The sequence below is a fragment of the Pseudomonas cimarronensis genome (assembly GCF_049331905.1).
Lineage (GTDB): Bacteria > Pseudomonadota > Gammaproteobacteria > Pseudomonadales > Pseudomonadaceae > Aquipseudomonas.
Genome location: NZ_CP186283.1, coordinates 387,664 through 404,876 on the forward strand (window position 1 = coordinate 387,664; position 17,213 = coordinate 404,876).

Annotated in this window: 17 protein-coding genes; 5 read left to right on the plus strand and 12 right to left on the minus strand. The window is 61.4% G+C overall.

The annotated features are described in order from the left end of the window. Positions 1–126: 126 nt before the first annotated feature. The 3 genes from ACOCLD_RS01830 to glnK form a co-directional block, all read right to left on the minus strand. Positions 127–1,377 carry an ammonium transporter gene (locus tag ACOCLD_RS01830; protein ID WP_257778936.1) on the minus strand — a complete coding sequence of 417 codons (1,251 nt, stop codon included), beginning with the start codon at positions 1,375–1,377 and terminating at the stop codon, positions 127–129. Between the two features lie 79 nt (positions 1,378–1,456). Then, the gene (locus tag ACOCLD_RS01835) at positions 1,457–2,773 is read right to left on the minus strand and encodes an ammonium transporter (RefSeq protein ID WP_392541418.1); all 1,317 of its coding nucleotides are present in this window, start codon (positions 2,771–2,773) and stop codon (positions 1,457–1,459) included. 33 nt (positions 2,774–2,806) lie between these two features. Continuing rightward, positions 2,807–3,145, minus strand: a complete 339-nt coding sequence (gene glnK / locus ACOCLD_RS01840) for a P-II family nitrogen regulator (protein WP_021700071.1) — start codon at positions 3,143–3,145, stop codon at positions 2,807–2,809. A gap of 427 nt (positions 3,146–3,572) precedes the next feature. Between glnK and ACOCLD_RS01845 the strand changes: the two genes are divergently transcribed. Further along, complete coding sequence (locus ACOCLD_RS01845; RefSeq protein WP_422910622.1) at positions 3,573–3,842, plus strand: accessory factor UbiK family protein; 270 nt, start codon at positions 3,573–3,575, stop codon at positions 3,840–3,842. Positions 3,843–3,881: 39 nt separating this feature from the next. Then, positions 3,882–5,381 carry a YifB family Mg chelatase-like AAA ATPase gene (locus tag ACOCLD_RS01850; RefSeq protein ID WP_422910623.1) on the plus strand — a complete coding sequence of 500 codons (1,500 nt, stop codon included), beginning with the start codon at positions 3,882–3,884 and terminating at the stop codon, positions 5,379–5,381. 56 nt (positions 5,382–5,437) lie between these two features. Here the strand turns inward: ACOCLD_RS01850 and ACOCLD_RS01855 are convergent, their stop codons facing one another. Continuing rightward, positions 5,438–6,226 carry a gamma-glutamyl-gamma-aminobutyrate hydrolase family protein gene (locus tag ACOCLD_RS01855; RefSeq protein WP_422910624.1) on the minus strand — a complete coding sequence of 263 codons (789 nt, stop codon included), beginning with the start codon at positions 6,224–6,226 and terminating at the stop codon, positions 5,438–5,440. 340 nt (positions 6,227–6,566) lie between these two features. Continuing rightward, positions 6,567–7,496, minus strand: coding sequence for a LysR substrate-binding domain-containing protein (locus ACOCLD_RS01860; protein ID WP_422910625.1), 930 nt, complete (start codon positions 7,494–7,496; stop codon positions 6,567–6,569). 138 nt (positions 7,497–7,634) lie between these two features. Here ACOCLD_RS01860 and ACOCLD_RS01865 point away from each other — a divergent pair, with 138 nt between their 5' ends. Next, entirely contained in the window at positions 7,635–9,032 is a 1,398-nt protein-coding gene (locus ACOCLD_RS01865) for a NorM family multidrug efflux MATE transporter (protein ID WP_422910626.1), read from the plus strand. Here ACOCLD_RS01865 and ACOCLD_RS01870 read toward each other — a convergent pair. The 5 genes from ACOCLD_RS01870 to ACOCLD_RS01890 all read right to left on the minus strand — a co-directional run bounded on the left by ACOCLD_RS01870 (position 9,013) and on the right by ACOCLD_RS01890 (position 13,785). Next, positions 9,013–9,930 carry an SdiA-regulated domain-containing protein gene (locus ACOCLD_RS01870; protein WP_422910627.1) on the minus strand — a complete coding sequence of 306 codons (918 nt, stop codon included), beginning with the start codon at positions 9,928–9,930 and terminating at the stop codon, positions 9,013–9,015. The two genes, ACOCLD_RS01865 and ACOCLD_RS01870, sit on opposite strands and share 20 nt — an antisense overlap. Positions 9,931–10,018: 88 nt before the next feature. Then, positions 10,019–10,366: a NirD/YgiW/YdeI family stress tolerance protein gene (locus tag ACOCLD_RS01875; protein WP_422910628.1), complete on the minus strand. Its 348-nt coding sequence runs from the start codon at positions 10,364–10,366 to the stop codon at positions 10,019–10,021. An 83-nt stretch (positions 10,367–10,449) separates the two neighbouring features. Continuing rightward, complete coding sequence (locus ACOCLD_RS01880; protein ID WP_422910629.1) at positions 10,450–11,370, minus strand: SdiA-regulated domain-containing protein; 921 nt, start codon at positions 11,368–11,370, stop codon at positions 10,450–10,452. Positions 11,371–11,482: 112 nt separating this feature from the next. After that, on the minus strand, positions 11,483–12,148 hold the full coding sequence (locus tag ACOCLD_RS01885; protein ID WP_422910630.1) for a fumarylacetoacetate hydrolase family protein: 666 nt from the start codon (positions 12,146–12,148) through the stop codon (positions 11,483–11,485). Positions 12,149–12,390: 242 nt separating this feature from the next. Then, on the minus strand, positions 12,391–13,785 hold the full coding sequence (locus ACOCLD_RS01890; RefSeq protein ID WP_422910631.1) for an FAD-binding oxidoreductase: 1,395 nt from the start codon (positions 13,783–13,785) through the stop codon (positions 12,391–12,393). A gap of 185 nt (positions 13,786–13,970) precedes the next feature. On the opposite strand from ACOCLD_RS01890, the gene serA reads away from it, so the two are divergent. Continuing rightward, positions 13,971–15,200, plus strand: a complete 1,230-nt coding sequence (gene serA / locus ACOCLD_RS01895; RefSeq protein ID WP_257778924.1) for a phosphoglycerate dehydrogenase — start codon at positions 13,971–13,973, stop codon at positions 15,198–15,200. Positions 15,201–15,275: 75 nt separating this feature from the next. Here the strand turns inward: serA and ACOCLD_RS01900 are convergent, their stop codons facing one another. Next, on the minus strand, positions 15,276–15,764 hold the full coding sequence (locus ACOCLD_RS01900; protein ID WP_422910632.1) for a DUF523 domain-containing protein: 489 nt from the start codon (positions 15,762–15,764) through the stop codon (positions 15,276–15,278). Positions 15,765–15,985: 221 nt separating this feature from the next. On the opposite strand from ACOCLD_RS01900, the gene ACOCLD_RS01905 reads away from it, so the two are divergent. Further along, a complete protein-coding gene (locus ACOCLD_RS01905; protein WP_422910633.1) occupies positions 15,986–16,543 on the plus strand; it encodes a DUF6160 family protein in 558 nt (185 codons plus the stop codon). 6 nt (positions 16,544–16,549) lie between these two features. Here the strand turns inward: ACOCLD_RS01905 and ACOCLD_RS01910 are convergent, their stop codons facing one another. Continuing rightward, positions 16,550–17,173 (minus strand): 2OG-Fe(II) oxygenase, encoded by a 624-nt coding sequence (locus ACOCLD_RS01910; protein ID WP_422910634.1) that lies wholly within the window; start codon positions 17,171–17,173, stop codon positions 16,550–16,552. Positions 17,174–17,213 lie beyond the last annotated feature (40 nt).

The window sequence follows — 17,213 nt, forward strand, 5'->3', positions numbered from 1 at the left end:
TGCCGGTGCATCACAACCGCACCAAAGCCTGTTTTGCCAGGATAAGCTCAGCCAAGGCAAAGATTGTTCGGCGCCCCATAAAAAACAAAGGGCGCCCGAAGGCGCCCTTGTGTAAAGCCAGGAAACTCAGCGCTTGGTGAATTCCGGGTAGGCTTCCATACCGCACTCGGCGATATCTACACCTTCGTACTCTTCTTCTTCGCTGACACGCAGACCGATCACCAGCTTGATGATGGACCAGACGATCAGGCTGCAGACGAAGACCCAGGCGAAGATCGAACCAATACCCAGCAGCTGCGCACCCAGGCTGGCGTCGCTATTGGTCAGGCAGACCGCCAACAGGCCCCAGATACCGACCACACCGTGAACGGAGATGGCACCGACTGGATCGTCGAGCTTGAGCTTGTCCAGACCGAGGATCGAGAACACCACCAGCACGCCACCCACACCACCGATCAGGGTGGCTTGCAGGGCAGTCGGGGTCAGCGGTTCAGCGGTGATGGCCACCAGACCAGCCAGGGCACCGTTGAGGGCCATGGTCAGGTCAGCCTTGCCGAACAGGATGCGCGCTACGATCAGCGCAGCAACCAGACCACCGGCAGCGGCCATATTGGTGTTAACAAACACCTGAGCCACGGCGTTGGCGTCTTCGATGGTGCTCATCTTCAGCTGCGAGCCGCCGTTGAAGCCGAACCAGCCCATCCACAGGATAAAGGTACCCAGCGCTGCCATCGGCAGGTTGGCACCCGGAATGGCGTTGACCTGGCCATTCGGGCCGTACTTGCCTTTACGCGCGCCCAGCAGCAGTACGCCAGCCAGGGCAGCAGTAGCGCCAGCCATGTGCACCACACCGGAACCGGCGAAGTCGAGGAAGCCCGCTTCATTGAGGAAGCCCGAGCCCCATTTCCAGAAGCCTTGTACCGGGTAGATGAAACCGGTCATGACCACGGCGAATGCCAGGAAGGCAAACAGCTTCATGCGCTCAGCCACGGCACCGGAAACAATCGACATGCAGGTCGCGGCAAACACCACCTGGAAGAAGAAGTCCGAACGAGCCGAGTAGTAAGGCGCATCGTCACCGCCGGCGAGAACCGACTCAACGCTGTTCTCGTCACCAATCAGGAAACCCAGGCTTGGCAGGATGCCGCCTTCCGGGCTGGAGTACATGATGTGGTAACCGATCACCAGGTACATGATGCTCGCCACTGCGTACAGGGCGATGTTCTTGGTGAGAATTTCAGTGGTGTTCTTGGCGCGCACCAGGCCGGATTCGAGCATGGCGAAACCTGCCGCCATCCACATCACCAGCGCGCCGCAAACCAGAAAGTAGAATGTGTCAAAACCGTACTGCAATGCAGTCAATGCTGTGTTGTCCATGGTTCACCTCTTGCCGTCGCGCTTTCATAGCGCTGTTCGGTTAAGGCGCCCGGGTTGGCTCCGGGCGCACTCCGTGTGCTTACAGGTTGTAGCCGCGCTCGTTGTGCTCAGAGAGGTCAAGGCCGACCGACTCGGCTTCTTCACTGACCCGCAGGCCCATCACCAGATCCAGTACCTTGAGGATCACGAAGGTGACGATGCCGGTGTAGACCACAGTGACCAGCACACCGACGATCTGAATCCAGACCTGGCCGCCGATGTCTTCCACCGCACCGAAACCGCCCAGTACCGGAGCAGCGAATACGCCGGTGAGGATGGCGCCGACGATGCCGCCGACACCATGCACGCCGAAGGCGTCCAGGGAGTCGTCGTAGCCCAGCTTGCGCTTGAGACTGGTGGCGCAGAAGAAGCAGATCACCCCAGAGGCCAGACCGATCACCAGAGCGCCCATCGGGCCAGCGGTGCCGGCAGCCGGGGTAATGGCCACCAGACCCGCGACCACGCCGGAAGCGATGCCCAGGGCACTCGGCTTACCGTGAGTAACCCACTCGGCGAACATCCAGCCCAAAGCAGCGGCAGCAGTCGCAATCTGAGTGACCAGCATGGCCATACCGGCAGTGCCGTTGGCGGCGATAGCCGAGCCGGCGTTGAAGCCGAACCAACCGATCCACAGCATGGCCGCGCCGATCAGGGTGTAACCCAGATTGTGCGGAGCCATGGCAGTGGTGGGGTAACCCTTACGCTTGCCCAGCACCAGGCAGGCCACCAGACCGGCGATACCAGCGTTGATGTGCACCACGGTGCCGCCTGCGAAGTCCAGCACGCCCTCGTCCCACAGGAAGGCGCCGTCACCGGACCAGACCATATGGCACATCGGTGCATATACCAGGGTGAACCACACAGCCATGAAGATCAGCATCGCGGAGAACTTCATGCGCTCGGCGAAGGCACCGACGATCAGGGCCGGGGTGATGATGGCAAAGGTCATCTGGAAGACGATGAACACGCTTTCCGGGAAGGCGCCAACCAGGCTATCGGGCGTCAAACCGCTGAGGAAGGCCTTGTTCAGACCGCCAACAAAGGAGTTGAGGTTGGTGACGCCCTTCTCCATGCCAGTGGTGTCGAAAGCCAGGCTGTAGCCGTAGACCACCCAGAGGATGCTGATCAGACCGGTGATGGCAAAGCACTGCATCATCACCGAGAGCACGTTCTTCGAACGCACCATGCCGGCATAGAACAGCGCCAGACCAGGGATGGTCATGAACAGCACCAGCGCAGTGGCAGTCAGCATCCATGCTGTGTCACCGCTGTTCAACACAGCCTCGTCCGCCAAGGCCAGGCCTGGGAAAACAAGAGACAAAAGGGCTCCTAGCCCTGCGATTTTTCGCAGAGTCATGGTTTAACTCCTGGGGCGTGGGGGTTCGGAGGCTTAAACTGCGTCGGTGCCGGTTTCGCCGGTACGGATGCGGATGGCCTGTTCCAGGTTTACAACGAAAATCTTGCCGTCGCCGATCTTGCCGGTATTGGCAGCTTTGGTGATGGCCTCGATCACGCGATCGAGTTGATCGTCAGCGATGGCCACGTCGATTTTCACTTTTGGCAAGAAATCGACCACGTATTCAGCACCGCGGTACAGCTCGGTATGGCCCTTCTGGCGACCGAAGCCTTTGACTTCAGTAACAGTGATGCCCTGCACGCCGATCTCCGACAGTGACTCACGGACGTCGTCCAGCTTGAACGGCTTGATGATGGCAGTGACTAGCTTCATGTAACTCTCTCCCGTGTATGGTGGACATGCCCCAGGAATTTCGAACCCGGGCCAAGTCTAAGCGCAGTGCCTGGCTTTTGTAATGCATCGACGCCCTGATCCAGCAGCACCGATGCTCACCAACCGCTCCCGACGAAGCACTTCCCCGCTTCATCTAACGCACCGGAACTGCATCGGTGCATGCGTCGCAAGAGACAAAGCAGAAACCTTGCCAGATTGGCGAAAAGCGATTTATTTCATGCAGTTACCCGGCAAATGCAGGTATCAGGCAGACATCCGCAGACATGCCACGCACAACAACAGTGCACACGCCTGACGCAGGACGCGCGAAAACCGTGCAGTCGCGACTACAGCCTGCTTCAGTCGCACCGGCAGGTGCACTGAACGTGCGTGCTACACTGCCGCGACCTGCAAACGGAACCTCACCATGCTGCCACCCAAAGCCCTGCTAGACGCCCTGACTACCCACGCCTCACGTCTGTTCAACGGCGATGCGCCGCTGCCACGCAGCGAATTCGAAGCGCAATTCAAGGTGCTGCTGCAAAGCGCCTTCAGCAAACTCGACCTGGTCAGCCGCGACGAATTCGACAGCCAGATGGTCGTGCTGGCCCGCACCCGCGCACGCCTGGAAGCGCTGGAAGCCAAGGTTGCGGAAATGGAAGCACGCAGCGCAGACGCCCCAGCCACACGCGAGTAACGTCCACTGCGGGTGAATCTGCCGATCAAGGAGTGATCGATGTCCCTGGCCATAGTCCACAGCCGCGCCCAGGTGGGGGTTGAAGCCCCCGCCGTCACCGTCGAAGCCCATCTGGCCAACGGCCTGCCGTCGCTGGCCCTGGTCGGCCTGCCGGAAACTGCAGTCAAGGAAAGCAAGGATCGCGTGCGCAGCGCCATCCTCAATTGCGCGTTCGAATTTCCCCCCAGACGCATTACCTTGAATCTGGCCCCGGCTGATCTGCCGAAAGACGGCGGGCGTTTTGACCTGGCGATTGCCCTGGGCATTCTCGCCGCCAGCGGCCAGGTGCCGGCCAGCGCACTGGAGCAGCTGGAATGCCTGGGCGAACTGGCGCTGTCCGGAGCGATTCGCCCAGTACAGGGCGTCTTACCCGCAGCCCTGGCCGCACGTGCAGCTGGGCGCACCTTGCTGGTGCCCAAGGCCAATGCCGAGGAAGCCAGCCTGGCCTCCGGGCTGACAGTGATAGCCGTCGAACACCTGCTGGAAGTCGCCGCCCACCTCAATAACCAGACGCCGCTTGCGCCGTATCAAGCTCAGGGCCTGCTACGCCAGACCCTGCCCTACCCTGACCTCGCCGAAGTGCAGGGCCAGATCGCCGCCAAACGCGCGTTGCTGGTAGCCGCAGCCGGCTCACACAACCTGTTGTTTACCGGGCCGCCCGGCACCGGCAAAACCCTGCTGGCCAGCCGCCTGCCCGGCCTACTGCCGCCGCTGAATGAGCAGGAAGCGCTGGAAGTGGCAGCCATCCACTCGGTGGCCAGCCATACACCGCTAAGCGCCTGGCCGCAGAGGCCCTTTAGAACGCCTCATCACAGCGCATCCGGCCCGGCATTGGTCGGCGGCGGCAGTCGCCCGCAACCCGGGGAAATCACCTTGGCCCATCACGGCGTTTTATTCCTCGATGAGCTCCCCGAGTTTGATCGCAAGGTGTTGGAGGTGCTGCGTGAGCCCCTGGAAAGCGGGCAGATCGTGATTGCTCGGGCACGCGACAAGGTGCGCTTCCCCGCACGCTTTCAACTGGTGGCGGCGATGAATCCGTGTCCCTGTGGGCATCTCGGTGATCCTTCCGGGCGCTGCCGCTGTTCCACTGAACAGATTCAGCGCTACCGCGGCAAACTTTCCGGCCCGCTGCTCGACCGCATCGACCTGCACCTCAGCGTGCCACGGGAAACCACCCGGCTGGATGCCAACACCGACGCCGGCCCCAGCAGCGCTGAGCTGGCCACCCTGGTGATACAGGCGCGCCAGGCACAATTGGATCGCCAAGGCTGCGCCAATGCCCATCTGGATCTTAACGGCGTGCAGCAGCATTGCAGCCTGCAAGACGAAGACCGCGCATGGCTGGAAAATGCCTGCGAGCGCCTGGGCCTGAGCTTACGGGCGGCACACCGGGTGCTGAAAGTGGCGCGTACCCTGGCCGACCTGGACAGTGCCGCGCATATCAGCCGCACCCACCTGGGTGAAGCCCTGCAATACCGCCCCAGCATCAGCGGCGCCTGAATCGCAGCCATAAAGAAGCCCCGCATGCGGGGCTGCTTTATATAGAGCTGGGGCTCTTACTGGTCGCGTCGAGCGGCCTGTTCACGACAGGCATCACCGAATGCCTTGAAGATTTTCACCGAGTGCGGGTTCTGCGCCGCCTGCCACTCCGGATGCCATTGCACGGCCAGGGTGAATTGCTCGGCGCCCGGCAGATGAATCGCCTCAACCAGACCATCCTCGGCATGGGCCAGCGCCTCGATACCTTCACCCAGCTTGTCCAGGGCCTGACCGTGCAGCGAATTGACCGGGAAATCGGCCTCGCCCATCAACTCGGCAAACCAGCTACCCGGCACCGCACGCACGCTGTGGCTGTCGGCATACTGCACGTCCACCGGCGCGCTGGTGTCTTCGCGATGGTCATTCATGCCCGGTACTTCATAGACCTTCTGGTGGATATTGCCGCCCAGGGCCACGTTGATTTCCTGCATGCCACGGCAGATCGCAAACAGTGGCAGGCCACGGGCCAGGGCAGCGCGAATCAGTGGAATATCAAACAGATCACGGTCTTTATCCTGGCCCTTGGTTGGGGTCAGGTTTTCCTGGCCGTAGAAGGCCGGATCGATATTGCTGCCCGCACCGGTCAGGTATACGCCATCGACCATCGACAGGTACTGGTCGATGTCGTCGGCACCGCAGCAACTGGGCGCCAGCAGCGGCACACAGCCCGACAGTTCGACCAGGGGGGTTATGTATTTGTGGGTCATGACTTGATAGGCATGCCCTTTGCGCTCTTGCGCGCCCATGGACATCAGGACAACCGGTTTACGCGCGCCGGAGCGCTGTTTCGTATTGTTGTTGGACATACATCACCTTGGGGCAGCCGGGATTGGCTGCCGTTGTTGTGCAGAAGGGCTGACGGTTGTCGCGCACCTTCTGTTTTACGGCTGATTGCGCCTGTCTAGCTGGCCGCCGCAGCGGCATCAGATGCGCGAGAAACACTCATCTGGCAGTCGCAACCCTGGAGCCAGTCTGCCAAAGCCGTAAAATATGTCAAACAAATACGCTTATATTGTTAAGAAATCAGACCGCAAGCAGCAGGCAACTAAGCCGAACAAACGAAGCAAGCCACTGTTTTAAAAGCATTAATCTGATAAAGCTGGCAAACGATAGTCCAATATTTTTTACGCCTTATGCGCTGTCGTGCTAACGCACCCGATTGCCCACCCGCTCAACCGCAGGCAACTGCATCGCCGCCACATCCGCCACCAGATAATCGCGCAAACGACGAAAACGTTCCTGACCACGGCGCGCCTTGGGCCATACCAGGTAATAGCTGCAGCCACTGGGCACCGCGCTGAGCCAAGGCAGGCCGAGTCGGCCCTGGGCGACATCCTCGGCAACCATCACCAGATCGCCAATCGACACGCCATAGCCACGCGCAGCGGCCACCATGCCCAGCTCCAGAGTATCGAACACCTGGCCACCCTTGAGCGGCACCTGATCGGCCAGGCCCATGGCCTGCAGCCATTGCCGCCAGTCGCGGCGGTCCGGGGTGGGATGCAGCAGTTCGGCGGCTTGCAGACGCGGCAGATCCCAAGGTTGTTCGCTCAAGGCTTCAGGCGCGCAGACCGGAATCAGCCACTCGGCAAACAGCTCGGTGCTTTCCCATTCCTCAGGAAAATCGCCCTGGCTCAGCAATACCGCGCAGTCGAACGGCTCATGCAGAAAGTCCACCTTATCCACGTCCATCCAGGCGCTGGTCAGTTGCACCTCACTGGCGCTGCTCAGGCGATAGCGCGACAGGCGCGCGAGCAACCAGCGCATGGTCAGGGTCGAGGGCGCTTTCAGGCGCAGCACCGCGTCGTCGACACGCAGGGTGTTGCAGGCACGCTCCAGCGCCTCGAAACCATCACGCAGCCCCGGCAGCAGCATGCGTGCGGTTTCGGTGAGTTGCAGGCTGCGACCGCGACGCTCGAACAGGCGGCAGGCGAAGTGCTCTTCCAAAGTGCGCACATGCCGGCTGACCGCACTCTGGGTAATCGCCAACTCTTCGGCGGCGCGGGTAAAGGACGCATGCCGGGCGGCGGCTTCAAACGCGCGCAGCGCATAGAGCGGTGGCAAGCGCTGGCTCATGACTGCAATCCATGAGTAATAGTCATGACTGTCATCGCTATTATCCTTTTGTGCTGCCACGGCTGGCTTATGAGAATAGGTGCATTCTCTGCCTGCGCGGATCACCCGAGCAAGCCTTCTAACTGAGTAGAACTCATCATGCCGCAATCCCTTCGCAGCGAACTGCGCGCCATTCTGAAACTCGCCGGGCCGCTGATTGCTGCACAACTGGCGCATGTACTGATGGTGTTTACCGACACCGTGATGATGGGCCTGCTCGGCCCTGCAACCCTGGCGGCTGGCGGTCTGGGCGCGGCCAGCTATTCCTTTGTGTCGATCTTCTGCGTGGGGGTGATTGCCTCGGTCGGCAACCTGGTGGCGATCCGTCATGGCGCACAGGATGCGGCCGGAGTGACCGGGCTGACGCAGAACGGCTTGTGGCTCGGCTGGGGCCTGGCGCTACTGGCCGGTCTGGCGCTGTGGAACCTCGGCCCGGCGCTGCTGTATTTCGGCCAGCAGCCGGAGAACGTCTGCGGCGCTATGCAGTTTCTCTCCACCCTGGTGTTTGCCCTGCCCGGCTATATGAGTTTTATGGCGCTGCGTGGCTTTACCAGCGCCATCGGCCGCCCAGGTCCGGTGATGGCCATCAGCATTGGCGGGGCGCTGGCCAACTTCATCCTCAACTATGCCTTGATCAAGGGCTGGTTCGGCCTGCCGCCACTGGGCCTGGCCGGCATCGGTCTGGTCACTGCCGTGGTGATGAACGTCATGGCGCTGCTGCTGGCCTGGCATGTGCTGCAGCACAGCGCCTACAGCCCTTATCCGCTGTGGCGCGGCTTGTTGCGGCCGGTGTGGGCCGAGCTGAAAGAGCTGCTGCGCCTGGGCCTGCCGATTGGCGGCACCTATGCGGTAGAGTCCGGGCTGTTTGCCTTTGCCGCGCTGTGCATGGGCGCGCTGGGCAGCACCCAGCTGGCCGCACACCAGATCGCGATCATGTCGGTGTACGTGGCCTTTATGGTGCCGGTAGGGATTTCCTACGCAGTGACCTTCCGTATCGGCCAGCACTTCGGTGCCGGCCGCCTGCTGCAGGCGCGCCAGGCTGGGCGCCTGGGCCTGGGCCTCGGCGCGCTGTGCATGCTGGGTTTCGCCTGCCTGTTCTGGCTGGCGCCGCACTGGGTGGTCGGGCTGTTCCTCGACCACAGCGACAGCGCCTATGCCGAGGTGGTCAGCCTGGCCGTGGCACTGCTGGCGATTGCCGCCTGGTTCGAGTTCTTCGATGGCATCCAGACCATCGCCATGGGTGCAATTCGCGGTCTCAAGGACGCCAAGACCACCTTCTGGGTCGGCCTCGGCTGCTACTGGGCCGTTGGCGCGCCGCTGGCCTGGGCGCTGGCATTTCCCCTGGGCTGGGGCGCAGCAGGCGTATGGTGGGGGCTGGCCGGCGGCCTGGCCTGCGCGGCTATCGGCCTGACCCTGGGCTTTGAATGGAAAACCGCGCGCCTGCTGCAGCCAACGGCCGCAGCGCTCGCCCCACCAGCTAGGCGCCTGGTTTCTTGAAGCGATAAAACAGGTTGGGCTCGCTGACCAGATACAACACACCCTGGTTATCCATGGCGATGCCCTCGCCCTGGGGCACGCTGCGGGTCAGGCCATTGCGCCCGGCCAACAGCGACAGGCTGCTGATCGGCTTGCCCTCGACATTCAATTCCAGCACCAGACGTGACTCATCGGACAGCGCCAGCAGATGGCCGCTGCGCTCATCAAACTGCAGGCTGGAGAGATCGCGCACAAACAACCCGGCATCGCGCTGCTGATCATCCACCACATGCACGGCGAAGGGTTGCTGTGGATCACGCTGCGGGAAACCGTGGATTTCATAGATGCGCATCGGGTCGCGCTCCTTGGCAACAAACAGGCGCTGCCCGGCCGAGTCGTAGGCCAGCCCCTCAAAACCTTTGTTGCCATTGCGGCCGATGCTGAGGGAGAACTGCTGCGCCTGATCGGCATGCAACTCAGTGGTGCTGTCATCGACCCACACCTTGATCAGCCGCTGCCGACGCTCATCGCTGATCACATACAGGCCCGGGCTGATGTACTCGACCGCCTCCGCATCGCCAAAACCATGCAGGTCGATACGTCGCAGCAATTCGCCATCGAGCGACAGCTCGATCAACTGCGCCTTCTGATTGGTCACGGTAAACAGGCTGTTGCGATCCGGGTCGTAGGTCAGCGCCGAGACATCATCATCCAGCCCCTCGATCACCTTGGCTTCGATCTCCACCTGATAGCCCGACAGCAGTATGTCGCGCTCCGCTGCCAGGCTTTTGCCCGACTGCTGCAGATTGAACCAGGCCCGCTCAAACAGGCGGTATTCCTGGGCGAACAAACCAAGCAGCAGCAACGCCAGCACGGCAAAGCCAAGCAGCAGGCGCTTCAAGGTGAAATGATCTCGCATGGCGCTTCACTCTCAACACTAACGGGTGGCACAACGGCGTCAGCCCGAAGCAGGGCTTCGGGCTGACATGGGCACATGATGGGGCGATTTACTTGACCAGTTCGAGGTACTCGACATCGATCTCGCGGCTCATCAGGTCGCGATCAACTTCGCCAGTGATCTTCACCGTGGCGGTTTCGGAAATAGCCTGGGCTGGCCAATGCTCATCATCGATCTCGACATGGATGGTGCCGCTGGCGTCCTTGAACTCATACAGCTCATCCTGCAGACGCTTGACGATCTGCCCCTGCAGCACCACCGGGGTGTCATCGGCGGCATCCAGTGCAGCTGCCACGGTGGTGACCTGAGTGGTGGCGCCAGGGCCGGTGTAACCGGTGGCCATGGCAGCGGTGGAGAACAGTGGCGCCAGTAACAGGGCAATAGTCAGACGTTTCATGGGGTAACCCTCTATCAGTAAGTTGATGGGGTTAGCCTAATGGGCCTAGCTGAAGCCAGGCTTAATCGACGCTTAAGCCAAGCTTAATCCGCCGCTACCGGTTCCTTGCGCAACACATAGAACAGGTTGGGCTCACTGACGATGTAGATATTGCCGGCCGCATCCATGGTCACCCCTTCAGCCTGACCGATGCCCTGATGCAGGCCATTCATGCCACGCGCCAGGCTGATAAAGCTGACCGGCTCACCCTGCTCATCAACCTCCAGCAACAGTCGCGACTCATCGGAGAGCACCAGGGCATGACCGGTGCGGACGTCGTAAGTCAGCGAGGAAATATCACGCAGAAACAGATGCCCGGAACTCAACGGCTCAAGGGTTCCAGCCGCGCCATCCTCACCGGGAAACGGCAGGCTGAACAGGCCCAGCGGACCGCGCTCCTTGCCCAGCAGTACGCGCTCATTGCGCGAATCCCAGGCAATGCCTTCGAAGCCCTTGTTGCCGGCATCGGCAAAACCAAGGTCGAAGGATGCCAACTCGGCAAACTCCAGACTGCGGGTCAACGCGCCCAGCTTGAAAGTGGTCAACGTACGGCGGCGCTCATCGATAATCGCCAGACGACCATCGGAGAGCATCTCCACCCCTTCCGGATTGGCAAAACCATGCAGATCGATACGCCGCAGCACCTGACCATCCAGGGTCAACTCGATCAGCTGCGGGTATTTGCCGGTTACGGTAAACAGGGTGTCGCTCTCGGCGCTGTAGGTCAGCCCGGACACTTCGTCCTCTTCCAGACCCTGCAGCGGTTTGCCTTGCAGCACCGCCTTATAGCCTGGCAACCAGATGCTCGCCTGCTGCTCGACAGCTCCTATCTGCTGCTGTTGAAACCAGAAGGACACGCGGTCATCCCAGTGGCGATAGCTCGCCACCAGAACACCAATCAACGACAGGCACAGCAGCACGATCAGCCAGCGCAGGCGCACCAGCCGGGCAATCCAGATCGACATCGCACACAACCCATAAGAACGATGGCTATCAGACTAGAGAGCAACGCTTAAGTTTCTGTTAAGCCGCCAGACCAGAGGCACCTCCAGGTGCCTCTCCAAAGTAGGCTGCGGACTAAAGGGCGCGACTGCTGAAGCGGCTATGCCCGACCAGCTCCAGCACCAGCTCATCACCCTTGTGCAGCGGGCCAACGCCCACCGGCGTACCCGTGAGAATCACATCACCCGGCTGCAGGCTGAAGTGGCCGCAGATATGCTGGATCATCGGCAGAATCGGGTTGAGCATGTCACGGCTGTTGCCGTCCTGCCGTACTTCACCGTTGATCGCCAGGCGAATGCCGATATCGGCAAGGTCTTCAAAGGCATCACCAGGCACAAAAGGCGCCAGCACGCAGGCACCGTCGAAGGATTTGGCAGTTTCCCAAGGATAGCCCTTGGCCTTGAGCGTGGCCTGCAGGTCGCGCAGGGTCAGGTCCAACGCCGGAGCGAAGCCGGAAATGGCATCACGTACTTCTTCGGCATTTGGCGTACGCGACAGCGGCTTGCCAATCAGCACGGCGATTTCCGCCTCGTAATGCACATCGCCCTTACCCTCAACCAGGGTAAAGCCGTCATCCAGCGGCACCACACAGCTGCCGGCCTTGATAAACAGCAAGGGCTCGGTCGGTACCGGGTTGTTCAGTTCTTTGGCATGCTCGGCGTAGTTACGGCCGATGCACACCACTTTGCCCATGGGGAAGTGGATATGGGTGCCATCGACATACTGATGCTGGTAGCTCATGGGCAACTCCTTATGGGAATGCGTTGCGCTGCTCTTTATGGGAGCGTGCCGTGTAGGGCGGGTGAAACCCGCCGCCTGAGAATGGCGGGCTGCACCCGCCCGGCGATCATGCCCGCTTTAGGGCCGGCCGTCGTTGCGACCAAAGCACGATCGCGTAGCCTGGATAAGCGCAGCGCAATCCGGATGTGCCGCGACCCCGGATTGCGCCGGAGCTTATCCGGGCTACAGAAAATCGAGGTCAATCAGAGCGCGAAGATCTTGCCCGGATTCATAATCCCGTTCGGATCGAATACCTGCTTGATCGCCTTCATATAACCAATCTCGGCTTCCGAGCGGCTGTAGGTCAGGTAATCGCGTTTGGTCATGCCCACGCCGTGTTCGGCGCTGATCGAGCCGTTGTACTTCTGCACGGTCTCGAACACCCACTTGTTGACCGTGGCGCACTTGGCGAAGAACTCGTCCTTGGACAGGTTCTCCGGCTTGAGGATATTCAGGTGCAGGTTGCCGTCACCGATATGGCCGAACCAGACGATTTCGAAGTCCGGATAGTGTTCGCCGACGATGCGGTCGATGTCGTGCAGGAAAGCCGGCACCTTGGAGACGGTAACCGAAATATCGTTCTTGTAGGGCGTCCAGTGGCTGATGGTTTCCGAGATGTACTCGCGCAGTTTCCACAAGTTCTGCAACTGCTGTTCGCTCTGGCTCATCACCCCATCCAGCACCCAGCCCTGCTCGACGCAATGCTCGAAGGTGGCCAGGGCCGCTTCGGCGACTTCCTCGGTGGTGGCTTCGAATTCCAGTAGGGCATAGAACGGGCAATCGGTTTCAAAGGCCGGCGGCACGTCGCCACGGGCCATGATCTTGGCCAGAGCCTTGTCGGAGAAGAATTCGAAAGCAGTCAAATCCAGCTTGTTCTGGAAGGCGTGCAGCACTGGCATGATCGAGTCGAAGTCCGGGGTACCGAGGACCATCGCGGTGAGGTTCTTTGGCGCACGATCCAGGCGCATAGTCGCTTCAACAACGAAGCCCAGAGTGCCTTCGGCGCCAATAAATAGCTGGCGCATGTCGTAGCCGGTGGCGTTCTTGATCAGGTCCTTGTTCAGCTCCAGCAGCTCGCCGGTGCCGGTGACAACCTTCAACCCAGCCACCCAGTTACGGGTCATGCCGTAGCGAATCACCTTGATCCCGCCGGCATTGGTGCCGATATTGCCGCCGATCTGGCTGGAGCCGGCCGAGGCGAAGTCCACCGGGTAATACAGCCCTTTGTCCTCGGCAAACATCTGCAGCTGCTTGGTCACTACGCCCGGCTGGCACACGGCGGTGCGGTCGAATTCGTTGAAGTCGAGAATCTGGTTCATGTAGTCGAAGGCCACCACCACTTCACCATTGGCCGCCACGGCTCCGGCGGACAAGCCGGTACGGCCACCGGACGGCACCAGCGCCACCTTGTGCTGATTGGCCCAGCGGACAATGGCCTGGACCTGCTCGATGCTCTTGGGGAAGGCAATTGCCAGCGGCGCTGGGGCGAAGTGCTTGGTCCAGTCCTTGCCGTAGGCGTTGAGGGAATCGGCATCGGTCAGCACTTTGCCGGGCTCAACCAGGGTCTTCAGCTCTTCGATCAGCGCAGGGTTGGTCATCTACGGAACTCTCAAACGATTCATGGTCACCCTGAGCACGCTTCATCTGCCAGGGTAGGTGTTTCGCGGGGCTCGTATGCTAGCATACGCACCCCGTGAATCGTGCCCCCGCGCCGATCTGCGGGCTGCGGCCGGCGGCGCTCGGCCTCTTCCCTGACACTATTTGTGGGACAACAGGTACTCCGATGAGCAAGACCTCTCTCGACAAGAGCAAGATCAAGTTCCTTCTTCTTGAAGGCGTCCACCAGAATGCAGTGGACACCCTGAAGGCCGCTGGTTACACCAACATCGAGTACCTCAAGGGCGCACTCTCCGACGACGAACTGAAAGAAAAGATCGCCGACGCGCACTTTATCGGTATCCGTTCGCGCACCCAGCTGACCGCCGAAGTCTTTGACTGCGCCAAGCGCCTGGTGGCTGTGGGCTGCTTCTGCATCGGCACCAACCAGGTTGACCTCGACGCCGCCCGCGAGCGCGGTATCGCCGTGTTCAACGCACCGTATTCGAACACCCGCTCGGTGGCCGAGCTGGTACTGGCCCAGGCCATCCTGCTGCTGCGCGGCATCCCCGAGAAAAACGCCTCCTGCCACCGTGGTGGCTGGATCAAATCGGCAGCCAACTCCTTCGAAATCCGCGGCAAGAAGCTGGGTATCGTCGGTTACGGCTCGATCGGCACCCAGCTCTCGGTACTCGCCGAAGCCATGGGCATGCAGGTGTTCTTCTACGACACCGTGACCAAGCTGCCGCTGGGCAACGCCACCCAGATCGCCAAGCTGCATGACCTGCTGGGCATGTGCGACATCGTGTCGCTGCACGTGCCTGAGCTGCCATCCACCCAGTGGATGATCGGCGAGAAGGAAATCCGCGCGATGAAAAAAGGCGGCATTCTGATCAACGCCGCACGAGGCACCGTGGTCGAGCTGGAGCACCTGGCTGCCGCAATCAAGGACGAGCACCTGATCGGCGCCGCCATCGACGTGTTCCCGGTCGAGCCGAAGTCCAACGACGAAGAATTCGAAAGCCCGCTGCGTGGCCTGGATCGCGTGATCCTGACGCCGCATATCGGCGGCTCGACTGCCGAAGCCCAGGCCAACATCGGCCTGGAAGTGGCCGAGAAGCTGGTCAAATACAGCGACAACGGCACCTCGGTGTCTTCGGTCAACTTCCCCGAAGTGGCCCTGCCGGCGCACCCGGGCAAACACCGCTTGCTGCATATCCACGCCAACATCCCGGGCGTGATGAGCGAGATCAACAACGTATTCGCCGAGAACGGCATCAACATCTCTGGCCAGTTCCTGCAGACCAACGACAAGGTTGGCTACGTGGTCATCGACGTCGACGCCGAGTACTCCGACCTGGCGCTGGAGAAGCTGCAGCACGTTAAAGGCACCATCCGTAGCCGCGTGCTGTTCTAAGCACTGCGACAACGAAAAAGGGAGGCTTCGGCCTCCCTTTTTCTATGGTGACGCCGCAACCCTGTGGGAGGCGGATCAGGTTTCTAATTCGCGCAACGCAGCTTCCGCAGCCGGCAGCTCTTCTTCGCTAAACACCTGCACCCCAGCGCGGCGCAAAGCCGCTGCGGTCACTCCTTCACCGGTGACTTTGGTGCCACTGAAGCTGCCGTCATAAGTCTCCCGGTTACCGCATGAGGGACTGCGTGCCTTGAGCAGTGCCAGGCGGATGCCATGCTGCGCCACCAGGGCCAGAGCCTGCTGAGCACCCTCAACAAAAGCCGCCGTGACATCCTCGCCCTCCACCGTCAGCACTGGTAGCAGTCCATCGAGTACCTGCGCGCCCTGGCCACCGGCAATTTCCGCCGGCGCACGCGGCGTCGGCAGGCCGCCAGCCACTTCCGGGCACAGCGGCACAATGCGGCCTTCCCGCTGCCAACGCTCCAGCAGGTTGAACGGGCCGTGGGCGCCGCCGTCATAACGCACGCGCTGGCCCAGCAGGCAGCGGCTCACCAGAATCTTCTGCATCACTCACACTCATTGGTCACTTGCCGTAACACGGCCAGGTTACCGCCTGGCCTGGCCGCCGATCAAAGGGACGGGCCACCCAGCAAATTGCCAAGCACATCACGCAGGGCAGCCACTTCGCGCACGGTGCCGGCCTATCCTTCGGCGGGAAGCAACGCGCTCCGATAGCGCGCACGCCAGGCCCGGCACAGACTCTCGGCACTCTAGTCGAGGACACCTCCATGCATCGCCCACTTCGCACCCTTGCCCTGTCACTCGCCGCCAGCCTTGCGGTCTGCACCCTGCCAAGCCAGGCGGCCCTGCTGCCGATGGACAACCAAAGCCTGAGCGAAATCAGCGGTCAGGCCGGCATCAGCATCCGCACCGATGTGCTGGCGACGATTGGTCGGGTCAGCTGGAATGACGATGGCGGCAGCGCCTCGCTGCGCAATGTGAAAATCGACAACGGCTGCACCACGCCCGCCAGTTGCCCGAACGGCTCTGGCGGCAGCTTCGCCTTCGGTGCCGCGCAACTGGGCCTGACCCTGCCATTTTTCGGCGTCAACCTGCCCACGCTGAAGATCGACGTGGTGACCAATGGTAGCGGTCAGCAGCAACTGCAACTGACCTTGCCCGACCTCACAACCATCAACGAACAGTTGGTGGCCAGCGGCATCCCGGCCCAGCGCATTCGCGTACGCCTCGCCGCCGATATGTATGTGGGCGAAAGCCGCCTGGGCAGCATCGAGATGCGCGATATCACTGATCTGCGTGGCACCTTTAAGGTCTGGGGCCACTGAGTAGCGTTACAGCGGCCCATTACCCCGGCGACGAAACCAGCCGGTCAGCGACAGTCGATCACGGTTGGCCGGCAAGACCTCATGGGGCATGTCGGCGGATAGAAACAGCAGCAGGCTGCCCGCCTGCGGCAACACATCACGGGTCTCGCCGTTCGGCAAATACAAACGCAGCGCGCCGCCCTGTTCGGCCTGCCAATCTTCATTGAGATAGAACACCGCCGACACTGCGCGACGATCATCGTCGCGAAAACGGTCTACGTGCTTCTGATAGAACGCCCCCGGCGGATACAGGGCAAAGTGCCCCTCAAAATCCTCCAGCCCCAGGTACAGGCACTGGTTCAGCGCCAGCCGCAGCTCATCAACGATCTGCAGGTACTGATCACAAGCATCCGCCTGCCCCACCTCCAGCCACTGAATATGGTCACCGCGCACCCCTTCGCGCACCTGCTGCTGCGCGCCACGGCCGACGCCGGCGGGCGCCAATGCACCTTGTGCGGCACGGTTACGGCACTCTTCGGCCAGTTCGAGGGTCAGAGAGGAAGCAATAAACTGCGGCTGTAGCGACCAACCCTGTTCGGCCAGGTCGTCAACGATGCGGGTCAGAAGTGCGCTGTGGGTATCGGTCGTCATGCCGGCGATTCTACCAGCGCCCTGCCGAGCCTCGACAAGC

Bases quoted from the DNA above. Each gene is read 5' to 3' on its own strand.
- ACOCLD_RS01830 (WP_257778936.1), bottom strand. From the start codon at position 1,377: ATGGACAACACAGCATTGACTGCATTGCAGTACGGTTTTGACACATTC.
- ACOCLD_RS01835 (WP_392541418.1), bottom strand. From the start codon at position 2,773: ATGACTCTGCGAAAAATCGCAGGGCTAGGAGCCCTTTTGTCTCTTGTT.
- glnK (WP_021700071.1), bottom strand. From the start codon at position 3,145: ATGAAGCTAGTCACTGCCATCATCAAGCCGTTCAAGCTGGACGACGTC.
- ACOCLD_RS01845 (WP_422910622.1), top strand. From the start codon at position 3,573: ATGCTGCCACCCAAAGCCCTGCTAGACGCCCTGACTACCCACGCCTCA.
- ACOCLD_RS01850 (WP_422910623.1), top strand. From the start codon at position 3,882: ATGTCCCTGGCCATAGTCCACAGCCGCGCCCAGGTGGGGGTTGAAGCC.
- ACOCLD_RS01855 (WP_422910624.1), bottom strand. From the start codon at position 6,226: ATGTCCAACAACAATACGAAACAGCGCTCCGGCGCGCGTAAACCGGTT.
- ACOCLD_RS01860 (WP_422910625.1), bottom strand. From the start codon at position 7,496: ATGAGCCAGCGCTTGCCACCGCTCTATGCGCTGCGCGCGTTTGAAGCC.
- ACOCLD_RS01865 (WP_422910626.1), top strand. From the start codon at position 7,635: ATGCCGCAATCCCTTCGCAGCGAACTGCGCGCCATTCTGAAACTCGCC.
- ACOCLD_RS01870 (WP_422910627.1), bottom strand. From the start codon at position 9,930: ATGCGAGATCATTTCACCTTGAAGCGCCTGCTGCTTGGCTTTGCCGTG.
- ACOCLD_RS01875 (WP_422910628.1), bottom strand. From the start codon at position 10,366: ATGAAACGTCTGACTATTGCCCTGTTACTGGCGCCACTGTTCTCCACC.
- ACOCLD_RS01880 (WP_422910629.1), bottom strand. From the start codon at position 11,370: ATGTCGATCTGGATTGCCCGGCTGGTGCGCCTGCGCTGGCTGATCGTG.
- ACOCLD_RS01885 (WP_422910630.1), bottom strand. From the start codon at position 12,148: ATGAGCTACCAGCATCAGTATGTCGATGGCACCCATATCCACTTCCCC.
- ACOCLD_RS01890 (WP_422910631.1), bottom strand. From the start codon at position 13,785: ATGACCAACCCTGCGCTGATCGAAGAGCTGAAGACCCTGGTTGAGCCC.
- serA (WP_257778924.1), top strand. From the start codon at position 13,971: ATGAGCAAGACCTCTCTCGACAAGAGCAAGATCAAGTTCCTTCTTCTT.
- ACOCLD_RS01900 (WP_422910632.1), bottom strand. From the start codon at position 15,764: ATGCAGAAGATTCTGGTGAGCCGCTGCCTGCTGGGCCAGCGCGTGCGT.
- ACOCLD_RS01905 (WP_422910633.1), top strand. From the start codon at position 15,986: ATGCATCGCCCACTTCGCACCCTTGCCCTGTCACTCGCCGCCAGCCTT.
- ACOCLD_RS01910 (WP_422910634.1), bottom strand. From the start codon at position 17,173: ATGACGACCGATACCCACAGCGCACTTCTGACCCGCATCGTTGACGAC.